Source organism: Actinomycetota bacterium (assembly GCA_030776625.1).
Classification (GTDB): domain Bacteria; phylum Actinomycetota; class CADDZG01; order CADDZG01; family WHSQ01; genus MB1-2.
Genome location: JALYHL010000001.1, coordinates 199,818 through 223,169 on the forward strand (window position 1 = coordinate 199,818; position 23,352 = coordinate 223,169).

25 protein-coding genes are annotated in these 23,352 nt (G+C 67.4%); 13 read left to right on the plus strand and 12 right to left on the minus strand.

What is annotated here, in order from left to right:
- Positions 1 to 3 precede the first annotated feature (3 nt).
- Positions 4 to 1,500, plus strand: a complete 1,497-nt coding sequence (ligD, locus tag M3N53_01065; GenBank protein MDP9066923.1) for a non-homologous end-joining DNA ligase — start codon at positions 4 to 6, stop codon at positions 1,498 to 1,500.
- On the plus strand, positions 1,501 to 2,136 hold the full coding sequence (locus tag M3N53_01070) for a class I SAM-dependent methyltransferase (GenBank protein ID MDP9066924.1): 636 nt from the start codon (positions 1,501 to 1,503) through the stop codon (positions 2,134 to 2,136). It begins immediately after the preceding gene.
- Here the strand turns inward: M3N53_01070 and ligD (M3N53_01075) are convergent.
- From ligD (M3N53_01075) to M3N53_01085, 3 genes are read right to left on the minus strand one after another with little or no spacing between them, the layout of a single operon-like run.
- On the minus strand, positions 2,125 to 3,057 hold the full coding sequence (gene ligD / locus M3N53_01075; GenBank protein MDP9066925.1) for a non-homologous end-joining DNA ligase: 933 nt from the start codon (positions 3,055 to 3,057) through the stop codon (positions 2,125 to 2,127). The genes M3N53_01070 and ligD (M3N53_01075) overlap by 12 nt on opposite strands.
- Positions 3,054 to 4,118 carry an ATP-dependent DNA ligase gene (locus tag M3N53_01080; GenBank protein ID MDP9066926.1) on the minus strand — a complete coding sequence of 355 codons (1,065 nt, stop codon included), beginning with the start codon at positions 4,116 to 4,118 and terminating at the stop codon, positions 3,054 to 3,056. Before M3N53_01080 ends, ligD (M3N53_01075) begins: the two co-directional genes overlap by 4 nt.
- 35 nt (positions 4,119 to 4,153) lie before the next feature.
- Positions 4,154 to 4,624, minus strand: a complete 471-nt coding sequence (locus tag M3N53_01085) for a cytidine/deoxycytidylate deaminase family protein (protein ID MDP9066927.1) — start codon at positions 4,622 to 4,624, stop codon at positions 4,154 to 4,156.
- A 105-nt stretch (positions 4,625 to 4,729) separates the two neighbouring features.
- On the opposite strand from M3N53_01085, the gene M3N53_01090 reads away from it, so the two are divergent.
- Complete coding sequence (locus tag M3N53_01090) at positions 4,730 to 6,082, plus strand: metallophosphoesterase (protein ID MDP9066928.1); 1,353 nt, start codon at positions 4,730 to 4,732, stop codon at positions 6,080 to 6,082.
- On the opposite strand, the gene M3N53_01095 is transcribed toward M3N53_01090, so the two are convergent.
- Positions 6,079 to 6,927: an SDR family oxidoreductase gene (locus tag M3N53_01095; GenBank protein MDP9066929.1), complete on the minus strand. Its 849-nt coding sequence runs from the start codon at positions 6,925 to 6,927 to the stop codon at positions 6,079 to 6,081. The genes M3N53_01090 and M3N53_01095 overlap by 4 nt on opposite strands.
- A gap of 128 nt (positions 6,928 to 7,055) precedes the next feature.
- Here M3N53_01095 and M3N53_01100 point away from each other — a divergent pair, with 128 nt between their 5' ends.
- The gene (locus tag M3N53_01100; GenBank protein ID MDP9066930.1) at positions 7,056 to 7,325 is read left to right on the plus strand and encodes a GlsB/YeaQ/YmgE family stress response membrane protein; all 270 of its coding nucleotides are present in this window, start codon (positions 7,056 to 7,058) and stop codon (positions 7,323 to 7,325) included.
- A 50-nt stretch (positions 7,326 to 7,375) separates the two neighbouring features.
- On the opposite strand, the gene M3N53_01105 is transcribed toward M3N53_01100, so the two are convergent.
- From M3N53_01105 to M3N53_01115, 3 genes are all read right to left on the minus strand, one after another.
- Positions 7,376 to 8,854, minus strand: a complete 1,479-nt coding sequence (locus M3N53_01105) for a ribonucleotide-diphosphate reductase subunit beta (protein ID MDP9066931.1) — start codon at positions 8,852 to 8,854, stop codon at positions 7,376 to 7,378.
- A 154-nt stretch (positions 8,855 to 9,008) separates the two neighbouring features.
- On the minus strand, positions 9,009 to 9,386 hold the full coding sequence (locus M3N53_01110; GenBank protein MDP9066932.1) for a hypothetical protein: 378 nt from the start codon (positions 9,384 to 9,386) through the stop codon (positions 9,009 to 9,011).
- Positions 9,387 to 9,399: 13 nt separating this feature from the next.
- Positions 9,400 to 10,830 carry an aldehyde dehydrogenase family protein gene (locus M3N53_01115; GenBank protein ID MDP9066933.1) on the minus strand — a complete coding sequence of 477 codons (1,431 nt, stop codon included), beginning with the start codon at positions 10,828 to 10,830 and terminating at the stop codon, positions 9,400 to 9,402.
- Between the two features lie 110 nt (positions 10,831 to 10,940).
- Here M3N53_01115 and M3N53_01120 point away from each other — a divergent pair, with 110 nt between their 5' ends.
- From M3N53_01120 to M3N53_01130, 3 genes are read left to right on the plus strand one after another with little or no spacing between them, the layout of a single operon-like run.
- Positions 10,941 to 11,906 carry a magnesium transporter CorA family protein gene (locus M3N53_01120; GenBank protein MDP9066934.1) on the plus strand — a complete coding sequence of 322 codons (966 nt, stop codon included), beginning with the start codon at positions 10,941 to 10,943 and terminating at the stop codon, positions 11,904 to 11,906.
- 23 nt (positions 11,907 to 11,929) lie between these two features.
- Complete coding sequence (locus M3N53_01125; GenBank protein MDP9066935.1) at positions 11,930 to 12,172, plus strand: hypothetical protein; 243 nt, start codon at positions 11,930 to 11,932, stop codon at positions 12,170 to 12,172.
- Positions 12,173 to 12,180: 8 nt separating this feature from the next.
- A complete protein-coding gene (locus tag M3N53_01130; protein MDP9066936.1) occupies positions 12,181 to 12,654 on the plus strand; it encodes a cupredoxin domain-containing protein in 474 nt (157 codons plus the stop codon).
- 30 nt (positions 12,655 to 12,684) lie between these two features.
- Here M3N53_01130 and M3N53_01135 read toward each other — a convergent pair whose 3' ends face one another.
- Positions 12,685 to 13,341 (minus strand): MBL fold metallo-hydrolase, encoded by a 657-nt coding sequence (locus M3N53_01135; protein ID MDP9066937.1) that lies wholly within the window; start codon positions 13,339 to 13,341, stop codon positions 12,685 to 12,687.
- On the minus strand, positions 13,338 to 14,549 hold the full coding sequence (locus M3N53_01140; GenBank protein ID MDP9066938.1) for a hypothetical protein: 1,212 nt from the start codon (positions 14,547 to 14,549) through the stop codon (positions 13,338 to 13,340). Before M3N53_01140 ends, M3N53_01135 begins: the two co-directional genes overlap by 4 nt.
- 82 nt (positions 14,550 to 14,631) lie before the next feature.
- Between M3N53_01140 and M3N53_01145 the strand changes: the two genes are divergently transcribed.
- Positions 14,632 to 15,795 carry an AI-2E family transporter gene (locus M3N53_01145; GenBank protein MDP9066939.1) on the plus strand — a complete coding sequence of 388 codons (1,164 nt, stop codon included), beginning with the start codon at positions 14,632 to 14,634 and terminating at the stop codon, positions 15,793 to 15,795.
- Here M3N53_01145 and M3N53_01150 read toward each other — a convergent pair.
- A complete protein-coding gene (locus M3N53_01150) occupies positions 15,792 to 16,289 on the minus strand; it encodes a plastocyanin/azurin family copper-binding protein (protein ID MDP9066940.1) in 498 nt (165 codons plus the stop codon). The genes M3N53_01145 and M3N53_01150 overlap by 4 nt on opposite strands.
- A gap of 82 nt (positions 16,290 to 16,371) precedes the next feature.
- Here M3N53_01150 and M3N53_01155 point away from each other — a divergent pair, with 82 nt between their 5' ends.
- Positions 16,372 to 17,307, plus strand: coding sequence for a P1 family peptidase (locus tag M3N53_01155; GenBank protein ID MDP9066941.1), 936 nt, complete (start codon positions 16,372 to 16,374; stop codon positions 17,305 to 17,307).
- Here M3N53_01155 and M3N53_01160 read toward each other — a convergent pair.
- Positions 17,252 to 18,277 carry an alcohol dehydrogenase catalytic domain-containing protein gene (locus M3N53_01160; protein ID MDP9066942.1) on the minus strand — a complete coding sequence of 342 codons (1,026 nt, stop codon included), beginning with the start codon at positions 18,275 to 18,277 and terminating at the stop codon, positions 17,252 to 17,254. The two genes, M3N53_01155 and M3N53_01160, sit on opposite strands and share 56 nt — an antisense overlap.
- 62 nt (positions 18,278 to 18,339) lie before the next feature.
- On the opposite strand from M3N53_01160, the gene M3N53_01165 reads away from it, so the two are divergent.
- Genes M3N53_01165 through M3N53_01175 form a run of 3 tightly spaced genes read left to right on the plus strand, consistent with a single transcriptional unit; the run spans position 18,340 to position 19,989 of the window.
- Positions 18,340 to 19,587 carry an MFS transporter gene (locus M3N53_01165; protein MDP9066943.1) on the plus strand — a complete coding sequence of 416 codons (1,248 nt, stop codon included), beginning with the start codon at positions 18,340 to 18,342 and terminating at the stop codon, positions 19,585 to 19,587.
- A 49-nt stretch (positions 19,588 to 19,636) separates the two neighbouring features.
- Complete coding sequence (locus M3N53_01170; protein ID MDP9066944.1) at positions 19,637 to 19,810, plus strand: hypothetical protein; 174 nt, start codon at positions 19,637 to 19,639, stop codon at positions 19,808 to 19,810.
- On the plus strand, positions 19,807 to 19,989 hold the full coding sequence (locus M3N53_01175) for a hypothetical protein (protein MDP9066945.1): 183 nt from the start codon (positions 19,807 to 19,809) through the stop codon (positions 19,987 to 19,989). Before M3N53_01170 ends, M3N53_01175 begins: the two co-directional genes overlap by 4 nt.
- Positions 19,990 to 20,001: 12 nt before the next feature.
- Here the strand turns inward: M3N53_01175 and M3N53_01180 are convergent, their stop codons facing one another.
- A complete protein-coding gene (locus M3N53_01180) occupies positions 20,002 to 21,072 on the minus strand; it encodes a DNA recombination protein RmuC (protein ID MDP9066946.1) in 1,071 nt (356 codons plus the stop codon).
- Positions 21,073 to 21,173: 101 nt separating this feature from the next.
- Between M3N53_01180 and M3N53_01185 the strand changes: the two genes are divergently transcribed.
- Entirely contained in the window at positions 21,174 to 23,333 is a 2,160-nt protein-coding gene (locus M3N53_01185) for a hypothetical protein (GenBank protein MDP9066947.1), read from the plus strand.
- Positions 23,334 to 23,352 lie beyond the last annotated feature (19 nt).

Consider the following 23,352-nt stretch of genomic DNA (forward strand, 5'->3'; position numbering starts at 1 on the left):
TAGATGGCCGAGGTGCGGGATTACGCGAAGAAGCGGTCGTTCGACCAGACGCCCGAGCCCGAGCCCGAGGTGGCCGGAGACGTCGATCCCACTACGGCGCGGCCTGGCGAGACCTTCGTGATCCACCAGCATCACGCGACGCGCCTCCACTTCGACCTGCGCCTGGAGATGATGAACGGGAAGACACCGGTACTCGTCTCCTGGGCCGTCCCGAAGAACCTCCCGATCAAGCCCGGGCGCCCCAACCTGGCGGTGCACGTGGAGGACCATCCCTTCGACTACGGCTCCTTCTCCGGGACCATCCCGGCCGGCAACTACGGCGCTGGAGAAGTCCGCATCTTCGACAACGGCACCTACGAGATGCTGGAGCAGGCCCCCGGCAAGGTGACGTTCCGGCTGAGAGGGCGCCGGATGCAGGGCGTGTGGCACCTCTTCCGCCCGAAGGCGTCGAACGACAAGGACTGGCTGGTGCGCCTGCGCGAGTGGGAAGCCCCGCCCCCGGACCCGATCCCGAGCTTGAAGCCGATGATGGCGACGCTGGTGCCGGAGCCTTTCGACGACGACGGGTGGATCTTCGAGCCGAAGTGGGACGGCGTGAGGACGCTCGCCATATGTCAGCGGGACTCGACCGCGTTGCTGTCTCGGAACCAGAACGACGTGACCGCCACCTATCCCGAGTTCGCGAAGCTGCACGACCGGCTCGTGTGCAACGACGCGATAGTCGACGGCGAGATCGTGGCGATGGACGCAGGCAGGCCATCGTTCGAACGGCTGCAGAGCCGGATCAACCTGCAGAACGAGAGAGACATCAGCCGCATGGCCGCGCAGATCCCCGCGACCTTCATCGCGTTCGACCTCCTTTACATGGACGGGCGCTCTCTGATCCAGGAGCCGCTCGAGGTGCGCAAGGAGCTGCTGGCCGAGCTCGTGGTCGTATCCGATCTGATCCAGGTCTCCCCCTACACCGACGGCGTCGGCGTCGCGCTGTTCGAGACGGCGCGGCGGATGAACCTCGAGGGGATCGTCGGCAAGAAGCTCGGCTGCCCCTACAAGCCCGGCAAGCGGGTGCGCGAGTGGGTGAAGGTGAAGACGATCCATCACGCCGACGTGGTGGTCGGAGGCTGGACCCCAGGCGAGGGGTCCCGCTCCTCGAGCTTCGGCGCTCTGCTCGTTGGCGCCTACGAAGACGGCGAGCTCCGGTTCGTCGGCTCGGTCGGCACGGGGTTCGACGAGAGGCTCTTGGCCCAGCTGCTTCCGGAGCTGGAGGAGCGCCGGATCGACGACTGCCCCTTCGTCGACGACCCGCGCAAGGCAAAGGGCAGCCGCTTCGGAAAGGTCGTGCGGAACCCACGCTGGATCGAGCCGACGCTCGTCGCGCGGGTGGAGTTCCGCGAGCTCACCTCCGCCGGAAGGCTGCGGGCGCCGTCGTTCAAGGGGTTGAGAGAGGACAAGCCCCCCGCCGACTGCCTGTTCGAGGATCTGGCGCCGGCCCGCGGCTAGATGGCGAAGGGCGACCTTCCGAAGAAGCTGATCGGGAGCATCTACTCGTGGGCGGCCGACACCGTCTACGAGCCGCTGGTGGTGAACGGCGCGTTCCGCATCTTCGGCGGTCGTCTGAACGACCTCGTGCGAGCGCAGGGGTCGGCCGCCGCGGGATCCGCGGCGGGTCGCCCGATCCTCGACCTGCCTGTCGGAACCGCGGCGTTCACGCTGCCCGTAGCGGCCGCCAGCGCCGGGATCGTCGTCGGCGCAGATATCGCGGAAGGGATGGTGCGCCACGCGAAGGTGGCGGCTGCCGAGCACGGCGCGACGAACCTCGTGGTGGTGCAGGCGGACGCACACCGGCTGCCCTTCCGCACCGGCGCGTTCGGCTCGGTCCTGTGCACGAACGGGCTCCAGGTGATGCCGGGGCGGGCGGCGACGCTTGCGGAGCTGCGCCGCGTGCTGTCCGATGACGGAACGCTCTACGTGTCGCTCCTGAACATGCCGCTGCTGTCCGCGCCCACCGCTCCGACCTTGTTCATGTCGCGGCCAGAGCTGAAGAGGTCGCTCGAGGCGGCCGGATTCCGCGTTACGAGGCTCGAGCGCGAGCGCCTCGCCACGCTGCTGGAGGCCGAACCGGCGTCACGGCAATGACTGGTCGGGCTCGAGCATCCCGGCAAAGAGGTCGCCCGCCGACTCCAGCCTCGTGAGCGTCGCGTCCGCGCCGAGAGGCAGAGCTTCCACCGACCGCTCCGCGGCGACGACGCCGACCTCCTCCCACGACAGCGGGGTGGACGCGGCCGGCCACGGCAGCGCGCGCAGCGAGTAGGCCGCGACCGTCGACTTGTTGCGGTCGTTCTGCGACCAGTCGACGAAGACCTTCCCGCCGCGCTGCGCGCGCTGCGGCAACGCGGTCACCGTCTCCGGCCGCCGGTCCGCCAGAGCGCGGGCCGTGTAGCGCGCGAACGATTTGGTCTGCGCGTAGTCGTGCCCCCGCGCCAGCGGCACCAGGACGTGCAGACCGAGTCCTCCGGAGGTCTTGGCGAACGACGGCAGACCGACCTCCGCCAGAGCGTCGCGTAGCTCCAGCGCGACGTCGCAGCACTCCACCACGGTGGCGGGTGCGCCGGGGTCGAGATCGAACACGAGCGCGTTCGGCTCCCCCGGCGACTGCGCTCGAGATAACAGCGGATGCAGCTCGACCGAGCCCAGGTTCACCGCCCACAGCAGCCCCGCGAGATCGTCGACGACGCAGTAGTTGCGGGTCACCGCTCCGACTGCGTCGTTCGAGACGCGGTGCGTCTGCAGCCACGGAGGCGGGTGAGGGCAGTTGGTCTGGAACCAGTTCGGCCCCTCGACGCCTTCGGGATAGCGCCCGAGCGTCAAGGGCCGGTAGCGGATGTGGCCGAGGAGAACCGGTGCGACACGAAGGTAGTAACGGATGAGGTCCCTCTTGGTGTGGCCCGTGCGCGGCCAGTAGACCTTGTCGAGGCTGGACAGCCGCAGCTCCCGGCCCCCTAACTCGAGCTCAAGCGACGATCCCGCGTCGTCCAGAGCCGCCACAAGCTCCTTCACCCAGAGGCCAAGAAACGCTCGAGCTCGAAGCGGCTGCCCACCTCCAGCTGGTCGAACGTGCACGAGGAGGCGCCGCGGTCGTCTCGGAAGTGACGGAAGCGCGTGGGATGGCGGAACCTCTGGCCGTCCCAGTGGTCGAAGCCGACCTCGGCAACGAGCTCTGGCGCCACCGCAAGCCAGTCTTGGGGCAGCTCCGGCGTCCATTGAGCGGCGGCGCCACCGAGCCGCCCGATCGGGCTGTGCCCGAGCCCGAACCCCTCCTCCCACGGATGGCCGCTCAAGGACACGACCCGCGGCATGAGCTCGGCGTACAGCTCCCGTCTGCGCGCCTCGGTGAAGGAGGCGGTGACGCCGACGTGCCGGAGCCGCCCATCGGGGCCGTAGAGGCCGAGCAACAGAGACGCCACCAGTCGATCCTCGGCGAAGACCCTGAACCCGCCGACGACGCAGTCCGCCGTGCGATCCGGCTTCACCTTCACCATCGTCCGGCGCCCCGGCTGGTACGGAAGCTCTCGATGTTTCGCCATCACCCCGTCCACCCCCGTGCCGGTCGACGCATCCAGCCATCGTTGTGCCACCTCCGGATCGTCTGTCGCAGCGGTCACCACGAGATGATCCGGCGCGTCGGTCAAGTTCTCCTCGAGCTGCCGGCGTCGTCGCTCGAACGGGACCTCGCGCACGTCTTGTTCCGTCGCGATCAGGTCGAAAGCGATGAAGCACGCAGGCGTCTCTCGTCTCAGACGCTCCACGCGAGACGCCGCGGGATGCAGCCGCGACATCAGCGCGGCGAAATCGAACCCGTTCTCGCCGAAGATCACGATCTCGCCGTCGAGGACGATGCGCCGGGCCGGGAGCTTGATGAGAGCCTCCACCAACTCGGGGAAGTAGCGAGCCAGGGGCCGCTGGTTGCGGCTCCGCAGATCGACCGAGTCGCCGTCGCGGAACGCGATGCAGCGGAAGCCATCCCACTTCGGCTCGTAGATGAAGCCGTCTTCGACCGGCAGCTCGCGCGTCAGGCGCGCCAGCATCGGCGGCAACGGTGGAACGACCGGCAGGCCCATCCCACCAGTGTGCCGCCCCGTGTCCAGTGCTCCTGCTAGGGCATGCGCACCCTTACGCCCGAGTCGAGCAGGAAGTTGCGCACCCGGTCCCACCCGTCGTAGGTCTCGCCGGTCGCCACCACCTCGGTGAGGCCGGAGTTGGCGATCAGCTTGGCGCAGGTGAAGCAGGGCACGCCGGTGATGTAGATCGTCGCCCCCTCCCGCTCCTCCGGAGACGAGTACAGGATCGCGTTCGCCTCGGCGTGGATGGCGATGCAGGAGTCATAGCCCCACCCGCTGACGTTCTCCGTCGACGCCCTCGGACACGCGCCGTCGCTGCAGTGTGGGTGACCTGACGGCGGGCCGTTGTAGCCGGTAGAACGGATCCGGCGGTTCTTGACGATCACGGAACCGTGCTGCCTCCGCACACAGTTCGACCTCGTTGCGGTCTCGCGTGCGAGGTTCAAGAAGTACTGGTCCCAGTCGCTGATGCGCTGGACCTCCTTGATGCGGTGAGCGATGCTCACGAAGCGTCTCCCCCTTGTCTTCGGACGCGCTGCGTCGACGACGGTGCAGGGGAAGTGGATGCGATTCTCCCCCGGCGCCGGGCGAGACGCAACCTCATTGCAACAATGATGGTGTATCAACGGCGCGCCATGGACCTAGCGCGCGAGACGCTGACCGACCTCATCCGTTCGTCGTGGCTCATCGAGGCCGGGCGCAGCGATCTCTTCCGGCGCTGGGCCGAGCACTCGCCGGAGTGGAGCGACCGCGCAGAACTGGCCGCGTCACGAGCGGAGTTGCTCGAGGACGCGCTCGGCGAGATCGAGCGTGAGCCGGACCGGGCGGTGCTCGAGGGGCACGCGTCGTGGCTGCGGGCGATCGTCGGAGAGGCACCGGACGAGGTCCCGCTGGGCGACCTGTTCGCCGCCCGCCTCGGGGACTGGGTCGAGGCTCATACGGAAGGCTTCATCGGGGACAGGGCGGAGCGCATGAAGGAGCTCGGCAACCGAGAGCGGTCCGTGCTGAGGTTCCCGGACAACCTTCCGCCTCCCCCGCCGTTCGAGCCGGTAGAGACGATCGAGGTCGAGGCGCCGGGGCCGGTCAGGTTCCGGTTCGCGATCCTGGGCGACCTCCACTGCGGGTCATCCGCGGGCGACCGCATGGCCGCCGCCGCCGTGTCCGATATCAACGCTTCGGGAGCCGAGCTGGTGATCCAGCTTGGGGACCTCACCGACCACGGCAACAGGGCCGAGTTCGAGGTCGCCACGGAGACCCTCGCGAAGCTGGAGGCGCCCTGCATGACGATGATGGGCAACCACGACGTCTTGGGGATCGAGGACCAGGCGCTGTCCGGCCGCGACCTGTACGGAAACGCGTTTGGTCGCGAAGCCGACGGTGCGATGCTCGAGCACGAGGGCTTCCGATTCGCGGTGATGGACTCTGCGACGCACGCGCAATCGCCGTTCGCTCCCTTCAACTTCGTGACCGGCACCTTCGTGGAGGGACCCGGCGGCGCCTTGGTCCACGGCTCGTTCACGGTCCCCCAGCACGAGATCCTGGCCGACGTCGCCGCGCCCGGCACTCCGCCAGCGTTCGTGTTCCTTCACCATCCGCCACAGCCCTTCGTAGGGTTCCCGCCGATCCTGTTCGGCCTGCGAGAGGCCGATTCGGGACGGCTTCACGCGACCGTTGACTCGGGCAATGTGTGGGGGGTGTTCGCAGGCCACACCCATCGCAACGCGCGGACGCGTAACTACGACACGGTCCCGGCCCAGGAGGTGGCGATCGCTCGCGACTACCCCTTCGGGTTCGCGCTCGTCGACGTGTCGGACGACGGCTACGCCTTCCGCTTCGTCCAGCTGTCGGACGAGGCGCTGCTGAAAGAGGCATACCGGTCGGCCAGCCACATCCACCGTCGCTACGGGGTGGGCCGACCCGAGGAGAGAAGCTTCGTCTGGACGAAGCCGGGCCCGCGCGACTAGCGGAAGTCCGCCGCCTTCCTGCCGACGGAGCTGTCCATCACCTTCGCGAGCACGCGCCGGTAGAGGCCCGGCGTGAGAACGCGCGGCAGCTGGAAGAGGTAGTAGAAGCGCGGGACGACCCGTTGCGGCTTCCTGTTCTCGATCGCGTCCAGGATCGCTTCCGAGACCTGCGCGTCGGTGCCCAGGAGGTACTTCATGAACCGGTCCTCGACCATGTTCTTCTGTGGGAAGCCCTCGGTGGGAACGAAACCTGGCTCCACCGAGCTCAGGTACACGCCGCGGCGGGCGAGATCTGGTTGAAGAGCTTCGGTCCAGCCGACCAGGGCGAACTTGGACGCGGCGTAGGTGGCGTTGCCGGGAACGGCGATCCGCCCGGCCATCGACGCGACGTTGACGACGTGCGACGGTGCCGAGGCCTCGAGCAGAGGCAACAGCTCGGCGGTGCAGTAGACCGCGCCGAAGAAGTTGGTGGCGAACACCCGCTCGACCTCGTCGACGGACTCCGGCCCGTCGACGCGCTCGTTGCCGGAGAAGCCGGCGTTGTTGATCAAGACGTCGAGCCGGCCGTAGGTATCGCCGACGTGCCGGGCGAGGTTCTTCACGTGGTCCCGCTGCGAGACGTCCGTGACCACGTAGGAATGACCCGCCGGCTCCCCACCGATCTCGGCCACGAGCGTCTGGAGCCGGTCCTCCCGCCGGGCGGCGACGCACACCCGGGCGCCCGCGGCGGCCAGGTCCAGCGCCACGCGCCGGCCGATCCCGCTGGATGCGCCCGTCACCACGCAGACGCGCTGCGTCACGACGAAGTGCGACTTGCTGCGATCAACATCGGACGAAACAGACAAAGCCCCTCCTTTGGTGACTACGCTGAGTGTTCGCAAGAATCCGGAGTGTTTAGGCGATCCCGACCCAGGGTAATCACCTGGAGCACCTCTCGAACTTCCAGAACCGCCACAACTGTCAAGGAGGCACAGTGGGAGAGATCGTCGGTTTCATCATCGTCGGTTTGGTGGTGGGGATCCTGGCTCGCCTGCTCATGCCCGGGCGCGACCCGATCGGCATCCTCGGCACGATCGTCGTCGGCATCGTCGGCGCCGTCATCGGTGGCTACCTGTTCTCCGTCGTCTTCGAGCTCAACGACAGCGGCGGCGTCGCCTGGATCGGCTCGATCATCGTGGCCATGGCGCTTCTGTACCTCTACCGGAAGATGACCTACGGGAGAACGCACCACACGACCCTCTAAGCGTCACCCAACGGGAGAACGGCCGGACCCGCGACCGCCCGCTCTCCTAGCTAAGCGACTCGGCCCCCCTCCACCCGGGGGCCGTTTCGCGTCCGGGGTCTGATCAACCGCTGCAGCCGCGAGGCCTGCTGTGACCTCATCTGCGCCGCGGCGCGTACCGGTGGATCGCCGGGCGGAGCGAAGAAATCGTTGAACCTGCGGCCTAGCACCGGATCTCCCTTTATGCGCAGCCTTCCAAGCAAGACGGCCTCATCGCCCGTCACGAGCCCCGCGCTCATCTCGACCCAGTCGGAGGCCGCCAGCTCGTAGACGACGTCGGGGCTACGGTCGCCGTGGCCGACAAGGATGCGGCAGGTCTGGTCGCGCACGACAACCGTGAAGGTGCCTCCCCCGGGCCCGGTCAGGTCGAACCGATAGACCGCATCCACACCCTCCGCCGCACCGGGGAGGAACGCGAAGTGCAGCATCATCAGGGATAGCCCGGGCGCCATCCGGCGCGAGGTCCTGCCGAGCGCCTTCACGAACCCCATGCTGAGACGCTGGCGCATGTCCGACGCGATCAGGCCCCCGCCCGGCGGCGGCCACTGCGCCTCGATCGGGGGTGCGAAGACCTCGACCTCCGGTACGGGGATGCCGATCGCGCGCATCTTCTTCTCCAGCTGGATGCCGCCGAAGGCGAACAGGTCCCCGAGCGAGTAGCCGAAGGCGCTCGTATAGGTGACGTCGCCGCCGGGCGGTTGGTAGAGGGCCGTGCCGAGCTGCAGCGACTCGCGGATGCCTTCGTGGATCGGCTCCAGAAGCGCCGGATCCTCATCCAGGAGGTCTCGGATGACGCGCGCGCCGAAGGCGACGTGACGGGACTCGTCGCGGGCAACAGCCGTGAAGCCCGCCCTGAAGCCAGGCAGGATCTGATTGTCGCGGGCCCAGGCGAGGATGAACTTCTGCCCCGTCAGCGCCAGCACCCCCTCGATGACGATGTGATACACCGCCACCGACTTGGCGAAGTGGGCCAGGTCGCCGGGGCGTTCTCTGAGCGTCCGGGTCACGTCTTCCAGATAGATGTCGAACAACGGCGCAAAGCCAGGTCCCACCCACTGACGCGACGAGCGCAGCCGCCGCGACAGGTCTCCGTCGCCGGCGGCCACCACCTCTTGGAACCAGCGGTCGAAGAAGACGGCGTGACGGGTCTCGTCGACGCACTGCGTGGTCAGGAAGATCTTCTGCTCGAGCTTGGGCGCGGCCGCCACATACGGCGTCAGAGTCGCTGCCACCCTTTGCTCCGCGACGTAGAACGCCGCGAGCGTCCACAGCAGACGTTCCTTCGTGGCGTCGGGTAGGGCCAGCCAGTGGGCGCGGTCTTCCGAGAAGTCGAGGTCGGAGACGGCCCAGTTCAGACGCTCCCATCTCAGGTAGAGGTCGCGGTAACTCGGCATCTTCCGCGTGATGCTGCGGTTCAGCCGGTCAAGGATCGAATCGGGATCGAGGTCCGCGAGCTTGCGCAGGTCCTTGGTGTCCTCTCTCTGCGCCACAGCACCCTCCCTCCGTCCTGGAGCGAGCCTACGACGGCGGGCGACGCGACTCTCGAGCGCGCTAGCTGGACGCCCGCGGCGCCCGCCCGGATCGGCTTCGACCGGAGGCGAGAGCCGCCGCGACGATGGTGGACGGGCCCTGCGCGAGCGCCGATCAGCCTAGGGCCGGTCCGTCTCCCTCCGCGCTGCGAGCCTGCAGCTCGAACGCGTTGCCGAGGTAGTGATGGCGGCCCCGCATCCGGGCGATCGCGGAAGCTGCCAGATACGCCGGTACGAACGCGGGACCCCACCTCTCGTACTGACGCACGTGAACCAACTCGTGTTGCATCGTCTCTTCGTCGAGCTCGTCTACCGACAGCACGACATGGCCGAACGTGATCGCCCGGTAACGCCACCCCAGCCGCCGGGGCCAGCCAGCCCCCTCGGCCAGGATCACGCCGTTCCGGACGTAACGACGTCGGAACAACGCAGACAACGTGAGCCCGACCAGCGACCACGGCGCCGCCCACAGGTAACGCAGGAGCCGCCCCATCCCGTCGCCGGTTCTAGAGCGGGACGTTGGACAACACGAGGATCCGTTCCTCGGTCATCTCCTCCATCGCGTACCGAAGTCCCTCCCGTCCGACGCCGGAGTCCTTGCTGCCCCCATAAGGCATCTGATCGGCCCGGAAGGCGGAGATGTCGTTCGCTATCACGCCGCCGACGACGATGTCGCGGTGGGCGATCATCAGCCGCCCCAGGTCGCGCGTGAAGACGCCGGCCTGCAGCCCATAGCGCGTCTCGTTGACGCGTGCGATCGCGTCCTCGTAGTCGGAGTAGGTCTCGATGGTGACTACGGGGCCGAAGATCTCCTCCTGGCGGACCTTCATGTTTTCCGTGGTGCGGGCCAGGACCGTGGGCAGGTAGAACGGGTCCTCCCGCTTGCCTCCGGTGAGCACCTCCGCGCCCCCTTGAACGGCCTCGTCCACCCACGCCGAGACGCGCTCGAGCGAGTCGTGGTCGATCAACGGTCCGACGTCGACCTCGGGATCCATCGGGTCCCCCGTCTTCAATCGGGCGACCTCTTCGACCAACCTCGTGGTGAAGGCGTCCGAGACGTCCTCGTGAACGAGCACCCGTTGCACCGAGATGCACGACTGCCCCGCCTGGTAGTAGCCGCCGAAGGCGATCCGCTGCGCCGCCTCATCGGTATCCGCATCGGAGTGCACGATCACGCCGGCGTTGCCGCCGAGCTCGAGCGTGACCGCCTTCTTCGGATCCGCCCGGCGCAGCTCCCAGCCCACCTGCGACGACCCGGTGAACGAGATCTTCGCGAAGCGCTCGTCCTTCGCGAGCTCGCCCGCCTCGCTTCCTCCGATCGGGAGCACCGACAACATCTGGGGTGGGAGGTCCGTCTCCAGGAACAGCTCCGCGAGGAGAAAGGTCCCGAGCGGAGTTTTCGTCGCCGGCTTCACCACCACCGGAGCTCCGACCGCGAGCGCCGGCGCCATCTTGTGGGCCACGAGGTTGACGGGGAAGTTGAAGGGTGTGATCGCGAGAACCGGCCCCAGCGGGAAGCGTCGGATGATGCCGAGCCTGGAGCCAAGTGCCTCCTCGGTGTCCAGCCGCATCAGGTCGCCGCTCCACCGGCGGCATTCCTCCGACGCCCAGCGGAACGTGGATACCGCCCGAGCGGCTTCGACCCTTGCCCACTTCAACGGTTTCCCACCCTCGCGCGCGATCAGCTCAGCGACCTCCTCCGATCGCTCCTTCAACCGCGCGGAGATGTGATCCAACGCGGCCGCGCGCGCGTGGATGGGGAGCTTGCGCGTCTCGTCGAAAACAGCCGTCGCCGCCGCGACCGCGTCCTCTACATCCGCGTCGCTCGGTTGCGCCAGCGTTGCGACCAGCTCTCCGTCGTAGGGGCTCTTCACCTCGAACGAGACCTGAGCGGTCCTCCACTCGCCGCCGACGAGGAACCTCTTCGTGTCGGTCACGTCCCGCTCCTCATGCTCGCTCGACCCCGAAAGATGCTTCTCCCTTCCCATTTTGCAGCTCCGGCTCCGGCGGCGACAATAGGCGCCATGGTCACAGGGGGTTCGTTCTCATGTTGATGGCGCTGTGCCACTCCGCCGAGACCGGCTGGCAGAACGTCGACGACGTCACGACGCTCTCGGATCTGCGAGGTGCCGGAGACAACCTCCTGTGGGCCGAGGCAGATGTCCGGACGTTGAACGGCAGCGACATCGAGCTGATCGCGGATGAATTCGACCTGCACCCGTTGGCGGTGGAAGACGCTAGGCACACGCGTCAACGACCCAAGATCGACCGCTACGAGAACCATCTCTTCATCGTCGTCCACGAGCTAGCCGAGGTCGATGGCCAGCTAGAGGCGACGCAGATCGGCTGCTTCCTCGGCAAGGGTTTCGTCTTGACGCTCCACGCGGGTGCAGAACGGACGATCGAGCTCGCCAAGGAGCGCTGGGAGCGTGAAGCGCCCGACCAGCACCCCTCGTTCTTGCTCCACACCCTGCTCGACGTCGTCGTCGACGACTATCAGGCGATCACCGACGGTATCGAGGACGAGGTCGAGAGACTCGAGGAGGTCGCGCTCGCCACGCCGGCGGCCGACATCCAGCGCGACCTGTATTCGGTGAAACAGAAGATCTCGCGCCTCCGTCGGTACGCGATCCCGGAGAGCAGGCTTCTCGAGCGAACGATCGCGGATCGCAACGGCACCACGATCTCTACCGCGACCGAGCACCTGTTCCGCGACGTGCACGACCATCTTCTACGGATCACGGACCAGGTTCGTAACGCGGATGACCTGACCGACGCTGTTCTCGACCTGACGCGGAACGCGCAGGCGGCGATCTTGAACGAGACGGGGCGCAAGCTCAGCGCGTGGGCGGCGATCTTCGCGCTCCTCACGACTATCGCGGGGGTCTACGGCATGAACTTCGAATTGATCCCCAACGAGTCGTCGATCGAAGGCTTCTACTTCGCGATCGCGCTGATGGCGGTCTCGGGCATCGGGCTGTATCTCTACTTCCGGCATCGCAAGTGGCTGTAAGACCGCCTGCTAAGCTCTGATCCATGGCCGACGGGAAGCAGAAGAAAGTCACGCAGTCGATCACGCTCGACGTGTATCTGACCGCGCCCGACGGCCGCGTCCGCAAGTCGTACGCCGGCGAGCTGAGAAGACTCCACCGGCTCGGGTTCCGCGAGACCGACCGCCGCATCGCCAACCGCGAGGATCACGTCAAGGTCACGTTGGAGCGTGAGATCGACCGGTATCCCGGCGTTCCGCTCCCAGCAGTTCCTCCCTATCTCGGCTAGGAGGAATCATGTCGAAGCTCTGGAAGCTCTCGCTCGTTCTCGTCGCGCTCTCGATGTTGCTGGCCGCGTGTGGCACCGAAGAAGAGGACACCGCCGCACAGGAACAGTCGGTGACGGTGGAAGCGTTCGACAACTACTACGAACAGACGACCATCGCGCTGGAGCCGGGGGCTGAGGCGACGATCACCCTCGCGAACGGCGGCGGCGTCGCTCATTCGATCGACATCCCAGATCTGGACTTCGAGCTCGAGGCGCAGAGCGGCGAGAGCCCTACGAGCACCTTCACCGTTCCGAACGAGCCCGGCACCCTCGACTTCTACTGCAAGTTCCACCCCGATGAGATGACCGGCGCGGTGACCATCGGAGGCGTCGATCAACCGGTCGAGGAAGACGTGGACACGGAAGAGGACGCGGATGCCGAGGTGGACGTGGAGACCGAAGAGGACGGCGGCGCCACCACGGACGACGAAGCGGACTACTAGAGCTTCGTAACTCGCCTCATGCCGGCCTCGTCACTGAGGCGGCAACCACAGGTCGCTGCGTTCACCCACGAACGGGTTCGAGCGCCGTTCAGCGCCCACGGTCGTCGCGGGTCCGTGCCCCGGGTACACCGGCACCTCATCCTCGAACGAGAACAGCTTCTCCTTGATCACGCCCAGGAGCTGGCGCGTGTCACCACCGGGAAGGTCGCTTCTCCCGATCGAGCCGGCGAAGAGCGTGTCACCCGAGAAGAGGACATCGTCGCTCGCGAGGGTGATCGATCCAGGAGAATGGCCGGGCGTGTGGATCACCTCCAACGCCACGGCACCTGCGACGACCAGATCGCCCTCCAGCGCCGGCGTGTCTATCTCCGGCGGTGGGCCAAGGTCGAGCCCGAGGAACATGCGCCCGGATTCCTGGTACCAGTCGAGCAGTGGCTTGTCTGCATCGTGCATGTAGAACGGTGCGCCGGTCAGTTGTCGCAACGATTCTGCGGCCAACAGGTGATCGAAGTGCGCGTGCGTCGCGACGATCGCCGTCACGTTCAGGTGATGCGAGCGCAGTGAGCGCGCAAGGACCTCCGCATCACCGCCCGGATCGATGACGATCGCGCGTCGGCTCTCGGGATCCCCCACGACGTAGCAGTTACAGGCGAGCGGCCCTACCTCGAAGTGGTCGAAGATCTTCAACTAGATCGCCTCTCGGCCAACCACCAGCCGGCGAAGCCTGCACCCGCAGCCCACAGAAGGCCGGCTCCGAACACGATGAGCGGGCGAGGCGCGATCACGCCGAACCCACGTTCCGACGCGATACGTGCACCCACGCGCGCCTCCCCAAGCCAGCCCAGAGTCGCTACCGTCGACCCGAACACCAGTGCTGCCACGGCGAGGACCGTCGCGGCGCTCGACGGATCCCGGACGTTGCCCCGTGCCCAGAACCCCGCCCCCGCGCATGTCACCAGTGGGATCAACAGCAACAACCAGGCCGCGCCCACACCGTCGCTGAAGACGGATACCTCACGCAGAGGCCCGCGCAACCTTCCCGCCACGGTCAGTGCGGCGCCGGTCTCGATGGGCGCTCCCAGAGACAAGGCCAGGACCGCGAGAACCAGGTTCGGCGCAAACGCGACGATGTAGATCAGGGCGGCGACCAGGTCGCCGGCGCCGAGAGCATCGGGACCGCCTCCCGTCAGCAGCACGACGATCACCCACAGGAGGCCCGCGGCCGCGGCCGCCACCGATCCCAGACCCAGCATGACGATGCCGGTCCTGATCCCCTCGAACAACCACGCGCGCCTGGCGGCGAGCGACGTCAGCGCGCGACCGAGCCGGCGCGCCAGCGGCTCGCGCTGGGCGGCGAACGTGGCCGCCGCGGCCAGCGCCACCCACAAGAACGAGAACAAGAACGAGCCGAAAGCCCCGGCGAAGATCGGCTGCGACTCGAACCGGAAGCGGAAGATGAGCGCGGCGACCGCGGCCAGCGCGGCGAAGATCAGGCCGACGACAAGGCCGCGGCGCGCGGGAGCAGCCGGAGCCGCGGTCCTGCAGGACCAGCGCACCAACAGGTAGACCAGGGCGAGCGCGCCGAGCGGCAGGACGGTGAAGGTGAGGCCGCCTACGTGGATCGGGGCGCGCAGAAGGGCCAAACTCAAGATCACGATGCTGGTCAGCACGTCGATCGGGTCGGCCCCGGCGCCGAGACGCGGGAACTGCAGCTTGAGAGCGATCAAGAAGACCGCGCCGAGAGCCAGCAGGCTCAGGAAGGCGAGTCCCGCCGCCTGGGCGTAAGGCACGAGGTGCCCCGGCTCGACCCCCGGCACCAAAGGCTGCGGCTCGGTCGCGGGACCAACCTCGTCCGCCTCGAGCCCGATCTCTGTGGTGGGATCGTGGTCCGGCATCGGCGAATCCTATGCAGCAGGCCGAGCCGTTAGCCGTCCTAGCGACGGGGGTAACCCAGCTCGATCCGACTGGAAAGGGACGATGAGCATCTTCAAGAAGAACCTTGGCAACCAAAACGCCGGAACCGCCGGTGACTTGGCCGAGCCAGCTCCTGTCACGCCGCCGCCGGACAGAGACGATGGTCATACCTCGTTGCTGACGGTCGCCGCGACCTACAGCTGGCGCTTCGTAGTCGTCGTCGCTGCCGCCGCGCTCTTCGTCCTGCTACTGGTAAAGCTCCGCCTCGTGGTGATCCCGGTGATCGCCGCGCTGTTCATCACCGCGCTGCTCGGCCCCCTCGCACAACGGCTGAAGAACAAGGGATGGCGTCCGCTGCTCGCCACCTGGACGGTCATGTTGGGCACCATCCTTTTCCTCGCCGGATTGATCGCAGTGATCGCTCCTTCGGTGGCGAACGAGTTGGACGACGTAGGCAAGAGCGCGCGTCAGGGATTCGATGACGTCCTCGACTACCTCGCCCGGAGCCCCCTCAAGGTGTCGAAGGCGGACATCCAGAGGTACCTCGATCAAGCGGGCGAACAGATCGCCGCGAACCGAGAGAAGATCACGGCCGGAGTTCTGTCCGGCGCGGCCAAAGCCGTCGAGTTCGTGACCGAGTTCTTCCTGACGCTCGTTCTCGTCTTCTTCTTCGTCAAAGACGGGCCCCAGATGTTCCGCTGGTTCGAGAGACAGTTCCCCCCGCGTAACCGCCGTCACGTGCGCGCCATCGGCGAGCGGTCGTGGGCCGCGATCGGCGGCTATCTCCGCGGCACCGCGGTGATCGCTTTGGTCGACGCGGTGTTGATCGGTCTGACGCTGTTGCTGGTCGGCGTACCCCTCGTGATCCCCCTCGCCGTCCTCACCTTCTTTGCGGCGTTCTTCCCGCTCATCGGTGCGGTCGCCGCCGGGATCGTGGCGGCGCTGGTTGCGCTGGTAACGGGCGGGCCGCTGGATGCAGCGATCGTGGGCGTCGCGATCCTGGTCATCCAACAGGTGGAGGGAGACGTCCTGCAACCGATCGTCATGGGTAAGGCCGTCAGCCTCCACCCGGTTGCGATCCTGCTCGCTCTGACGGCGGGAGCCGTGGTTGCGGGCGTGATCGGAGCGTTCCTTGCGGTGCCCGTCACGGCCGTAGCGGCGTCGATCGGCAACTACGTGAAGACCGTGAACGACGATGGAGGAGGGGCGGCAGAGACGTCTGTCTAGCGCTCCGACACGCTGATGGTGCCTCTCATGCCTGCCTCGTCGTGCTCCGCGATGTGGCACTCGTAGACGAATTCGCCGGCCGAGCTGAAGGTCCAGGCGATGGTCTTGGTCTCTCCCGGCGCGACCTCGCCGGTTGCGTTCTCGGCAACCGCTCCGTGCTCGTGTCCCTGTTGGTGTGCCTCCATCGCGGCCGCGTCCCCCAGCACGAGCTCGTGGGGCACCTTCGCCTCGTTCACGAACTCGAAGGCCACCGTCTCACCGGCTTCGACCTCGATCTCGTGGGGCTCGAAGCGAAGCTGGTCGGTGCCTCGTACCTCGATCGTTCGATCCGCATCGGCGACGTCCGCGGGCTCTCCGAACGTGAACCCTGTCTCTGTTGAAGGATCCCCAGAAGCGTCGTGGCCGTTGTGTCCCCGCGGCGCGTCGCCGCCACAAGCCCCCGCGATGAGCGAGAGCGCGCATCCCAGCCCGATGACCAACATCCTCGGGTTCACCACGACCGACCTCCGCCGCTCATAACCATCGCAGCGACGGTACCAGCGAGGGTCGCGTACCGAGGTCGGTAATGATTGCGCCATGACGGCGTCGCTGGGGATGGGCTTCAGTGTCGGCCACTGGACCGACGACGCGGGCCGCACCGGCTGCACCGTGATCCTGCCGCCGCCCGGGAACGTGACCTCGTGCGACATCCGCGGCTCGTCCCCCAGCTCGCGGGAGATCGAGCTGCTGCACCCAGACCGCAAGCTCACGGAGGTCCACGCGCTGCTCCTGACCGGCGGTAGCGCCTTCGGGCTCGCCGCAGCCGACGGAGTCGTCGAATGGCTCGCGGAGCGAGGGATCGGCTACCAGACCGCCGTCACGCCTGTTCCTATCGTGCCTGCCGCGGTCATATTCGACCTCAGGAGCGGTGATCCGGCGGCGCGTCCCGGACCCGACGGCGGCCGCGCCGCGTGTGACGCCGCGGCCGTCGACGCTGAGACGGGGCGGATCGGCGCAGGCGCGGGGGCGACGGTCGGGAAGTGGGCCGGCTTCGAGCACCGCGCCGAGGGCGGGGTCGGCATAGGGCGCGCGGAGTCGGCCGGCCTCGCCGTAGCGGCCCTAGCCGTGGTGAACGCGGTCGGAGACGTGCTCGACGAGGACGGGGCGGTACTGGCCGGGACCACGGCTCCGGATCCCACCTACACCGCGCCCGCCCGACGGTCGGCGGAGATGCCTATGAACACGGTGCTGGCGGTGGTCGCGATGGAGGCGACCCTCGACAAGAGAGACGTCCGCTTCCTCGCGTCGCGGGGGTCCGACGGCATCACGATCGCGGTTCGGCCCGCGCACACCCGCTACGACGGCGACGTGGTGTTCGCGGTTGCCGCACCCAAAGGCGACCCGGCGACCCCCTACGAGCTCGACGTGCTCGGCCATCTGGCCACGTCGGCCGTGGCCCAAGCCGTGCGTGATGCGGTCAGGAGGCCTCCAGCACGACCTTCCCGAACTGCTGCTGAGCTTTCAGGTAACTGAGCGCCTCCTCCGCCTCCGCCAGCGGGAAAACCCGATCCACCATCGGCCGGAGCTTCGTCCCCGCCACCATCCGAAGCATCTCCGCGACATCCGAGTCCGACCCCATGGTCGAGCCGATGATCCGGAGCTGGTTCCAGAAGAGCCGCCGAACGTCTATCTCCGCCGTGGCACCCGCCGTAGCCCCGGCGACGACCACTCGGCCGCCCTTGACGAGCGCCCTCAGCGACGTATCCAACGCCCCCGCGGAGTCCACCACGAGGTCGACCCCTCGCTTGGCGGTCAAGCGCCTGACGGCTCGCCCGGGGTCCTCGGTCTTGTAGTTGACTCCCGCGTCGGCGCCAAGCTCCACAGCGCGCTGCAGCTTGTCGTCGGACGAGGAGGTGACGTAGAGCTTTCCAGCCACCGGCCGCGCGAGCTGGAACAGCGATCCGGCCAGGCCACCGCCGATGCCGGTGATCAGCACCCACTCGCCGGGTTTCAGCGCGCCCTGGGTGAACAACATCCGGTAGGCGGTGATGAAGGTGACCCCGAGCGCCGCGGCCTCGACGAAAGAGAGGTGATCCGGGTACGGAAAGACGTTGCGCGCGGGAACCTTGACGAGCTCCGCCAGCGTCCCGTCGACGTGCTCGCCGAGCATCCGGAATGACACGCACTCGGACTGTTCACCCGCGCGACACCTCTCGCAGGCTCCGCAGGACAGGGCCGGGTTGATCAACACCCTCATCCCCGGCCGGATCCCGCCGGCGGCACTGCCGACCGCGGCGACCTCTCCGGCCCCGTCAGCACCCAGGACGAAAGGGAACCGGAGGTCGATCCCCAGTGAGCCCGACAGCGTCCAGAGATCGAGGTGGTTCAGCGCGGCCGCACGCAACCGAACGACGACCTCGTCCGGACCCGGCTCCGGGTCGGGGAGATCCTGTAGCCGGACCGCGTCGGGCCCGCCGTAGCCGTCGATCGCGATCGCCTTCATCGGGCGGAGCCTTACATGGTGCGGCTGGTACACCGGGGACCTGCCGCAAGTAGGGTGCCCCGATGCCAGCGACCGCCGCGGGGACGGTGCGCGACCGGAGGTCTTTGATCTGCCTGCTCGGCGCAGACTTCATCTCGCAGACCGGCAACAAGATGCTCCATCTAGCGATCCCGTGGTTCGTGCTGCAGACGACCGGCAGCGTCGCCAAGACGGGGCTGACCGGTTTCTTCTCGCTGCTGCCCGTCGTCCTCGCTGGTTTCTTCGGGGGGCCGCTCATCGATCGGATCGGCCTCAAGCGCACGAGCATCCTGTCGGACCTGGCGAGCGCGGCCGCGGTCGCGGCCATCCCGTTGCTGCACGCCACCATCGGGTTGGAGTTCTCGCTGTTGCTCGCGCTCGTGTTCCTCGGAGCCTTGCTCGACTCACCCGGAACGACGGCAAGGATGTCGCTCCTGCCCCACGTGGCCGACCGGGCTCAGACGACGATCGACCGCGCCGCGTCGCTGCACGACGCTATGAGCAGAGCTTCGTCTCTGGCCGGTCCTCCTATCGCCGGCCTTCTTATCGCCGCGGTCGGCGCACAGAACGTGCTGTGGGTCGATGCCGCGACCTTCTTGGTCTCGGCGGTCTTGGTCTCGACCGGGGTCCGCCGCGACCGGGCTGCCGGCGAGAAGGAAGGGGGTGCCCCTTACCTCCACAGCCTGCGTGAGGGAGTGACCTTCGTGTTGCGCGACCGGCTGTTGCTCGTCGTCATCCTGACCGTGACCGTGACCAACATCCTCGATGCCATCATCAGCTTCGTCCTGCTGCCCGCTTACTTCGAGCGCATCGTGGACAGCGCCGTCGGGTTCGGGCTCACCGTCGGCGCCTTCGGCGCCGGAGCGCTGGCCGGAGCCTTGCTGTACGGAGCGATGGGACACCGGTTCTCTCGCCGCTGGGTCTTCATCGGTGCCTTCCTCATCGTCAGCGTCCGCGCCTTCCCGTACCTAACCGTGCCGGGGGTGGGGGCGCTCCTGGGATGGATGCTCGTGAGCGGCCTGGGATCGGGCCCGCTGAACCCCATCCTGGCCGCGGCCGAGTTCGCCCGAACGCCGGCACACATGCGAGGGCGCGTGGTGGGCGCGATCATGGCGATCGCGTGGGGTGCGATGCCTCTCGGGGCGCTGGCCGGCGGGTATCTGGTGGAGGCGATCGGCATCCTCCCGTCGCTCGCGGCGGTCGGCTCGATCTACGTAGCGGCAGCGCTGAGCCTCATCTTCAACCCCGGTGTTCGCGAGCTCGACCGGATTCCTGACACACCCTCCCAGTAACGTCCTCGTCGGTCGCCGCGACTCTCGGGATCGCAGGAAGGATGGGTGCATGCCACCAGCGAAACCGGCGCAGAAGCGCGCGCCGAAACCGAAGGCGACTTGCCGCACGTGCGGTAAGCGCATCACGATCCCAGAGGGGTGGACGGCCGGGTCGGCCTCCCGCCGCCACTACTGGGCCAAGCACCGCGAGGTGATGCAGTCCGAACGCGGCTCCAGGTCATGACGGCTCTGCGCGATGGCGGTCACGAGCCGGACCTGGGTGACCTCGTGGTGGTGCTGTTGGCCAGCACGCTCGCGGGTTTGCGCGACCGTTTGGCGGCGGACGGGTTCGATTCGGCGTCCGAGCTGGTCGCGGACCTGGTCGACGTGACCGACGACTACCTCACCCGTATACCCGCGTGAGTGGCGCGGCGCTCAGTCGGAGGCGATCACTTCGAGGGAGGGCCTGGAGTCATCCGGGCCCTCCTCCGCGAAGTCCACGACGCGATCGAGGTCGCCGCGCAGTCGGTCCAGACGCCGGGTCGCGTCCCCGTACTTCGCGTACGCATTGCCTAGATGCTTCCCGAGTGTGTCGTAGTCGTCGACGAAACGCGTCATGCCCTGGTGAAGCCGTCCGCACTGATCGAGGATGCGTTCCGCGCTCTCCTCGATCTTCAGGCACTTCAGGCCGAACAAGATGGTCTGGAGATAGCTGTACATCGTCAGCGGCGACATCGGAACGACACGGCACTCGATCGCCGTCTCGAAGAGCGGTCGCTTCCGGTGGGCCAGCCGCAAGACCTCCGCGTAGATGCCTTCAGCAGGCACGTACATCACCGCGAAGTCGAGCGTGTCCTCGGCCGGCACGATATAGCGGCTGGAGATGTCCTTGATGTGCTTCTCGACGTCGGCCGCGAACGCCCGTTCCGCCAGCGCTCGGCCGGCGGCGTCGCCCGCGTCGCACATCGCCTGGTAGTTCGTGAGCGGGAACTTCGAATCGATACAGATCTTCCGACCACCCGCTTTGACGATCGCGTCCACGACCAGCCCGCTGGAGAACCTGTGCTGACACGCGAACGCCTGGGGCGGCAGAACCTGGCGTAGCAGCTCCTCCAGCAGCGCCTCGCCTAGGCCGCCACGCGCCTTCGGCGCCTTCAACAGATCCTGCAAAGAGGCGAACTGCCGGGCCTGCTCGGCCACGCTCTCGGTGGCCCGCTGAACGTCGCCCAAGGTGCCGAAGATGTCCTGCGCCAGGTGCTGACTTGCGACCTGGGTGCTGGTCATCCTGGAGTCGATCCCCTCCAGGCGCTGCGCCAACAGAGAGGTGTCCTCACTGACGCGGCGAGAGAGGTGTTCGACCTGCTCTGCGACCGAGGCAACCTCCGCCGTCAGCGACTCCGTCCGTTGCAGCCGGGGATCCACGCCCGCTCCGGCGCGACGAACCGCAGCCAGCGCGAAAAGAGCGCCGGCGATCAGACCGAGCATGGCAACAACGACCGTGTCCACGACGTTGTTCAAGGTAGCGGGGCCCTGTGACAGGTTTCCGCATTTCGGTCGGCGGCCGTAGTGGCCGAACTACCTAGGACATGGACATATCCTCAGTAGCAGTGTCGTCATCTCCCTCGCGGCGCCTGGTTGCGCTGCTCCCTCTCGTTGCGCTCGTGCTCGCCGTGCCGGGCGGGCAGTGGTCGCACGCCCAGACCACCTCCAGCTGCCGCGACCCCGAGGAGGAGACGCCGGAGGACTACGGCCCCACTGATATCTCCGCGGTCAGCGGGAACCAGCAGATGTCGGTCGCGGTGAACGAGGACGCGACCGTGACCGTGCTGAAGTGGCCGACGCCGTCGTACTACGACCAGATCAAGTACCGCACGACCGACCGGGCGGAGCCGCGTCTCGGCGCCCTTCCCAACGAGGGGTCGTTAATCGGCCTCGGCTACAAGAAGGGGTTGCGTCCCTGGCGCTTCGACTGGCTCCGTTCGTGGCCGTCGACACAGCGGTTCGCCGACGACGACGGTGACGAGGTGATCACCTCGTTCCGGAATAGGACGCAGGGCCTGCAGGTCGTCGTAAGAGACGTCGTGGCACACGACCAGGATGCGTTCGTGAGATCCGTGAACGTCCGCCGGACCGCGGAGTCGCCCGTCACGAGGGCGCGCGTCATCGCGTTCGCGAACTTCAACCCCGTTTTCTCCAAGACCCCCCGTTCGCCCACGCAGGACTGGTGCACGGAGGAGGACAACGACTCGGGCGGCACCTACCTCGAGGGGCCGGACGCCATCGTCCACACCCGTGTCGGCGCCGATGAGTCCACGGGACAGCCATCGGGAGCTTCGTTGGTGCTGGCGTTCGACCGCGAGTCATCCGGACATGCCGTCGGCGCGGACACTTACGCATCCGGCTCCGGGGAAGGCAGCGCTTACGACGATGCGCGCGACGCACGCCTCTCTGACTCGGAGATCGCGACGGGGCAGGCCGATGCCGCGCTTGCGGATGACATCTCTCTCGCGAGCAAACGCTCGGGCAGCTCCACGATCTACATCGCGGCGGGCTTCTCGCAAGAGGAGGCCATCTCGAACCTGGATCAGGCTCGCAGCCGTTCGGTACGTGAGATCCGTCGCGCCAAAGCGACCTGGTGGAGGCGGTGGCTGAGCGGGGCGAAGGTGCCGCGCGACGCACCTCGAAGCGTCCTGCGGTTGGCGAAGCGAAGCTTGATCTCGCTCCGGCAGGCGGCTGACCCGCGGGGGCTCATAGTCGCGTCGATCGCGACGCAGGCACCGCAGGGGCTGGATTGGATCCGCAACGGCGCCTACATCAACGAGATGCTGCACGTCGCGGGTCACCCCGAGATGGTCGCGAGGCATAACGTCCGATATGCAGAGCTGCAGGCCACGAGCGTTCGAAAGCCGATCGGCGGCGAGGCCACGCCCCCCGGCAACTGGTCCCAGAACTACTACACCGACGGCGTCGTGGGGGGTCCGATCAGCTACGAGATCGACGAGACCGGCCTCGGCATCTGGACCCTGTGGGACCACTACGCGCATTCGAAAGATCGGGACTACCTGCTGTCGGTCTACGAGGCGATCCAGCGGGCGGCTCACTATCTGAGCGATAACCCTCCGCTGGGCTGTCGGGATCCCGCGACGGGGCTGCAGTGCACGGCGAACGAGGGAGACAACCCCCAGCCGACGCGGACTCTCGTCGGCGCGCAGGCGGTGTGGCTCGGGCTCGATTCCGCCGTCAAAGCCGCGCGGGCTCTCGGAACGGACACAGCGAAAACGAACGCTGAGAAGTGGGCCGCTCGACGCGATGAGCTGCGGGCCGCGATCGAGCAGAACTTCTTTGACAAGGAATGTTCTTGCTACACCCGCGACTACGAGGTCGGCGGGACGCTCTTGTGGCCGGTTGGCTTGGAGACCTACGGCAGCAAGCGATCGGATGCTCAGGCGGACATCAACTGGCGCCGGATGACAGCGGCATTCGCCGGCAAGGCGGAGCGCGGGTGGCGCGAGTCGCGGGGTCTGCTGGGAAACGCCTACGCGTGGCAGGGTGAGCCGCGCAAGCTGCGGCGGGTGAAGCGCGGTCTCAGGTGGGTGGCAGAGGTGCCTACGACCGACGAAACCGGAATCCTCGGAGAGGCGTGGATGCGCTACCCGAAGCCGACGAGCAAGATCGTCACGATGGTCTCGCAACCGCACGTGTGGAATCAGGCGATGTTCTACCTGGCCGCAGTCAAGGCATACGGCGGCGAGAGGTGGAGCCCCTAAACGCAGAAAGGGGCCGCGC

Excerpts from the sequence above, each read along its gene's own strand:
- M3N53_01090 (MDP9066928.1), top strand. The coding sequence starts at position 4,730 with ATGATGGTGTATCAACGGCGCGCCATGGACCTAGCGCGCGAGACGCTG.
- M3N53_01145 (MDP9066939.1), top strand. The coding sequence starts at position 14,632 with ATGAGCATCTTCAAGAAGAACCTTGGCAACCAAAACGCCGGAACCGCC.
- M3N53_01070 (MDP9066924.1), top strand. The coding sequence starts at position 1,501 with ATGGCGAAGGGCGACCTTCCGAAGAAGCTGATCGGGAGCATCTACTCG.
- M3N53_01125 (MDP9066935.1), top strand. The coding sequence starts at position 11,930 with ATGGCCGACGGGAAGCAGAAGAAAGTCACGCAGTCGATCACGCTCGAC.
- M3N53_01175 (MDP9066945.1), top strand. The coding sequence starts at position 19,807 with ATGACGGCTCTGCGCGATGGCGGTCACGAGCCGGACCTGGGTGACCTC.
- M3N53_01165 (MDP9066943.1), top strand. The coding sequence starts at position 18,340 with ATGCCAGCGACCGCCGCGGGGACGGTGCGCGACCGGAGGTCTTTGATC.
- M3N53_01120 (MDP9066934.1), top strand. The coding sequence starts at position 10,941 with ATGTTGATGGCGCTGTGCCACTCCGCCGAGACCGGCTGGCAGAACGTC.
- ligD (MDP9066923.1), top strand. The coding sequence starts at position 4 with ATGGCCGAGGTGCGGGATTACGCGAAGAAGCGGTCGTTCGACCAGACG.
- M3N53_01170 (MDP9066944.1), top strand. The coding sequence starts at position 19,637 with ATGCCACCAGCGAAACCGGCGCAGAAGCGCGCGCCGAAACCGAAGGCG.
- M3N53_01140 (MDP9066938.1), bottom strand. The coding sequence starts at position 14,549 with ATGCCGGACCACGATCCCACCACAGAGATCGGGCTCGAGGCGGACGAG.
- M3N53_01130 (MDP9066936.1), top strand. The coding sequence starts at position 12,181 with ATGTCGAAGCTCTGGAAGCTCTCGCTCGTTCTCGTCGCGCTCTCGATG.
- M3N53_01110 (MDP9066932.1), bottom strand. The coding sequence starts at position 9,386 with ATGGGGCGGCTCCTGCGTTACCTGTGGGCGGCGCCGTGGTCGCTGGTC.
- M3N53_01160 (MDP9066942.1), bottom strand. The coding sequence starts at position 18,277 with ATGAAGGCGATCGCGATCGACGGCTACGGCGGGCCCGACGCGGTCCGG.
- M3N53_01155 (MDP9066941.1), top strand. The coding sequence starts at position 16,372 with ATGACGGCGTCGCTGGGGATGGGCTTCAGTGTCGGCCACTGGACCGAC.
- M3N53_01080 (MDP9066926.1), bottom strand. The coding sequence starts at position 4,118 with ATGGGCCTGCCGGTCGTTCCACCGTTGCCGCCGATGCTGGCGCGCCTG.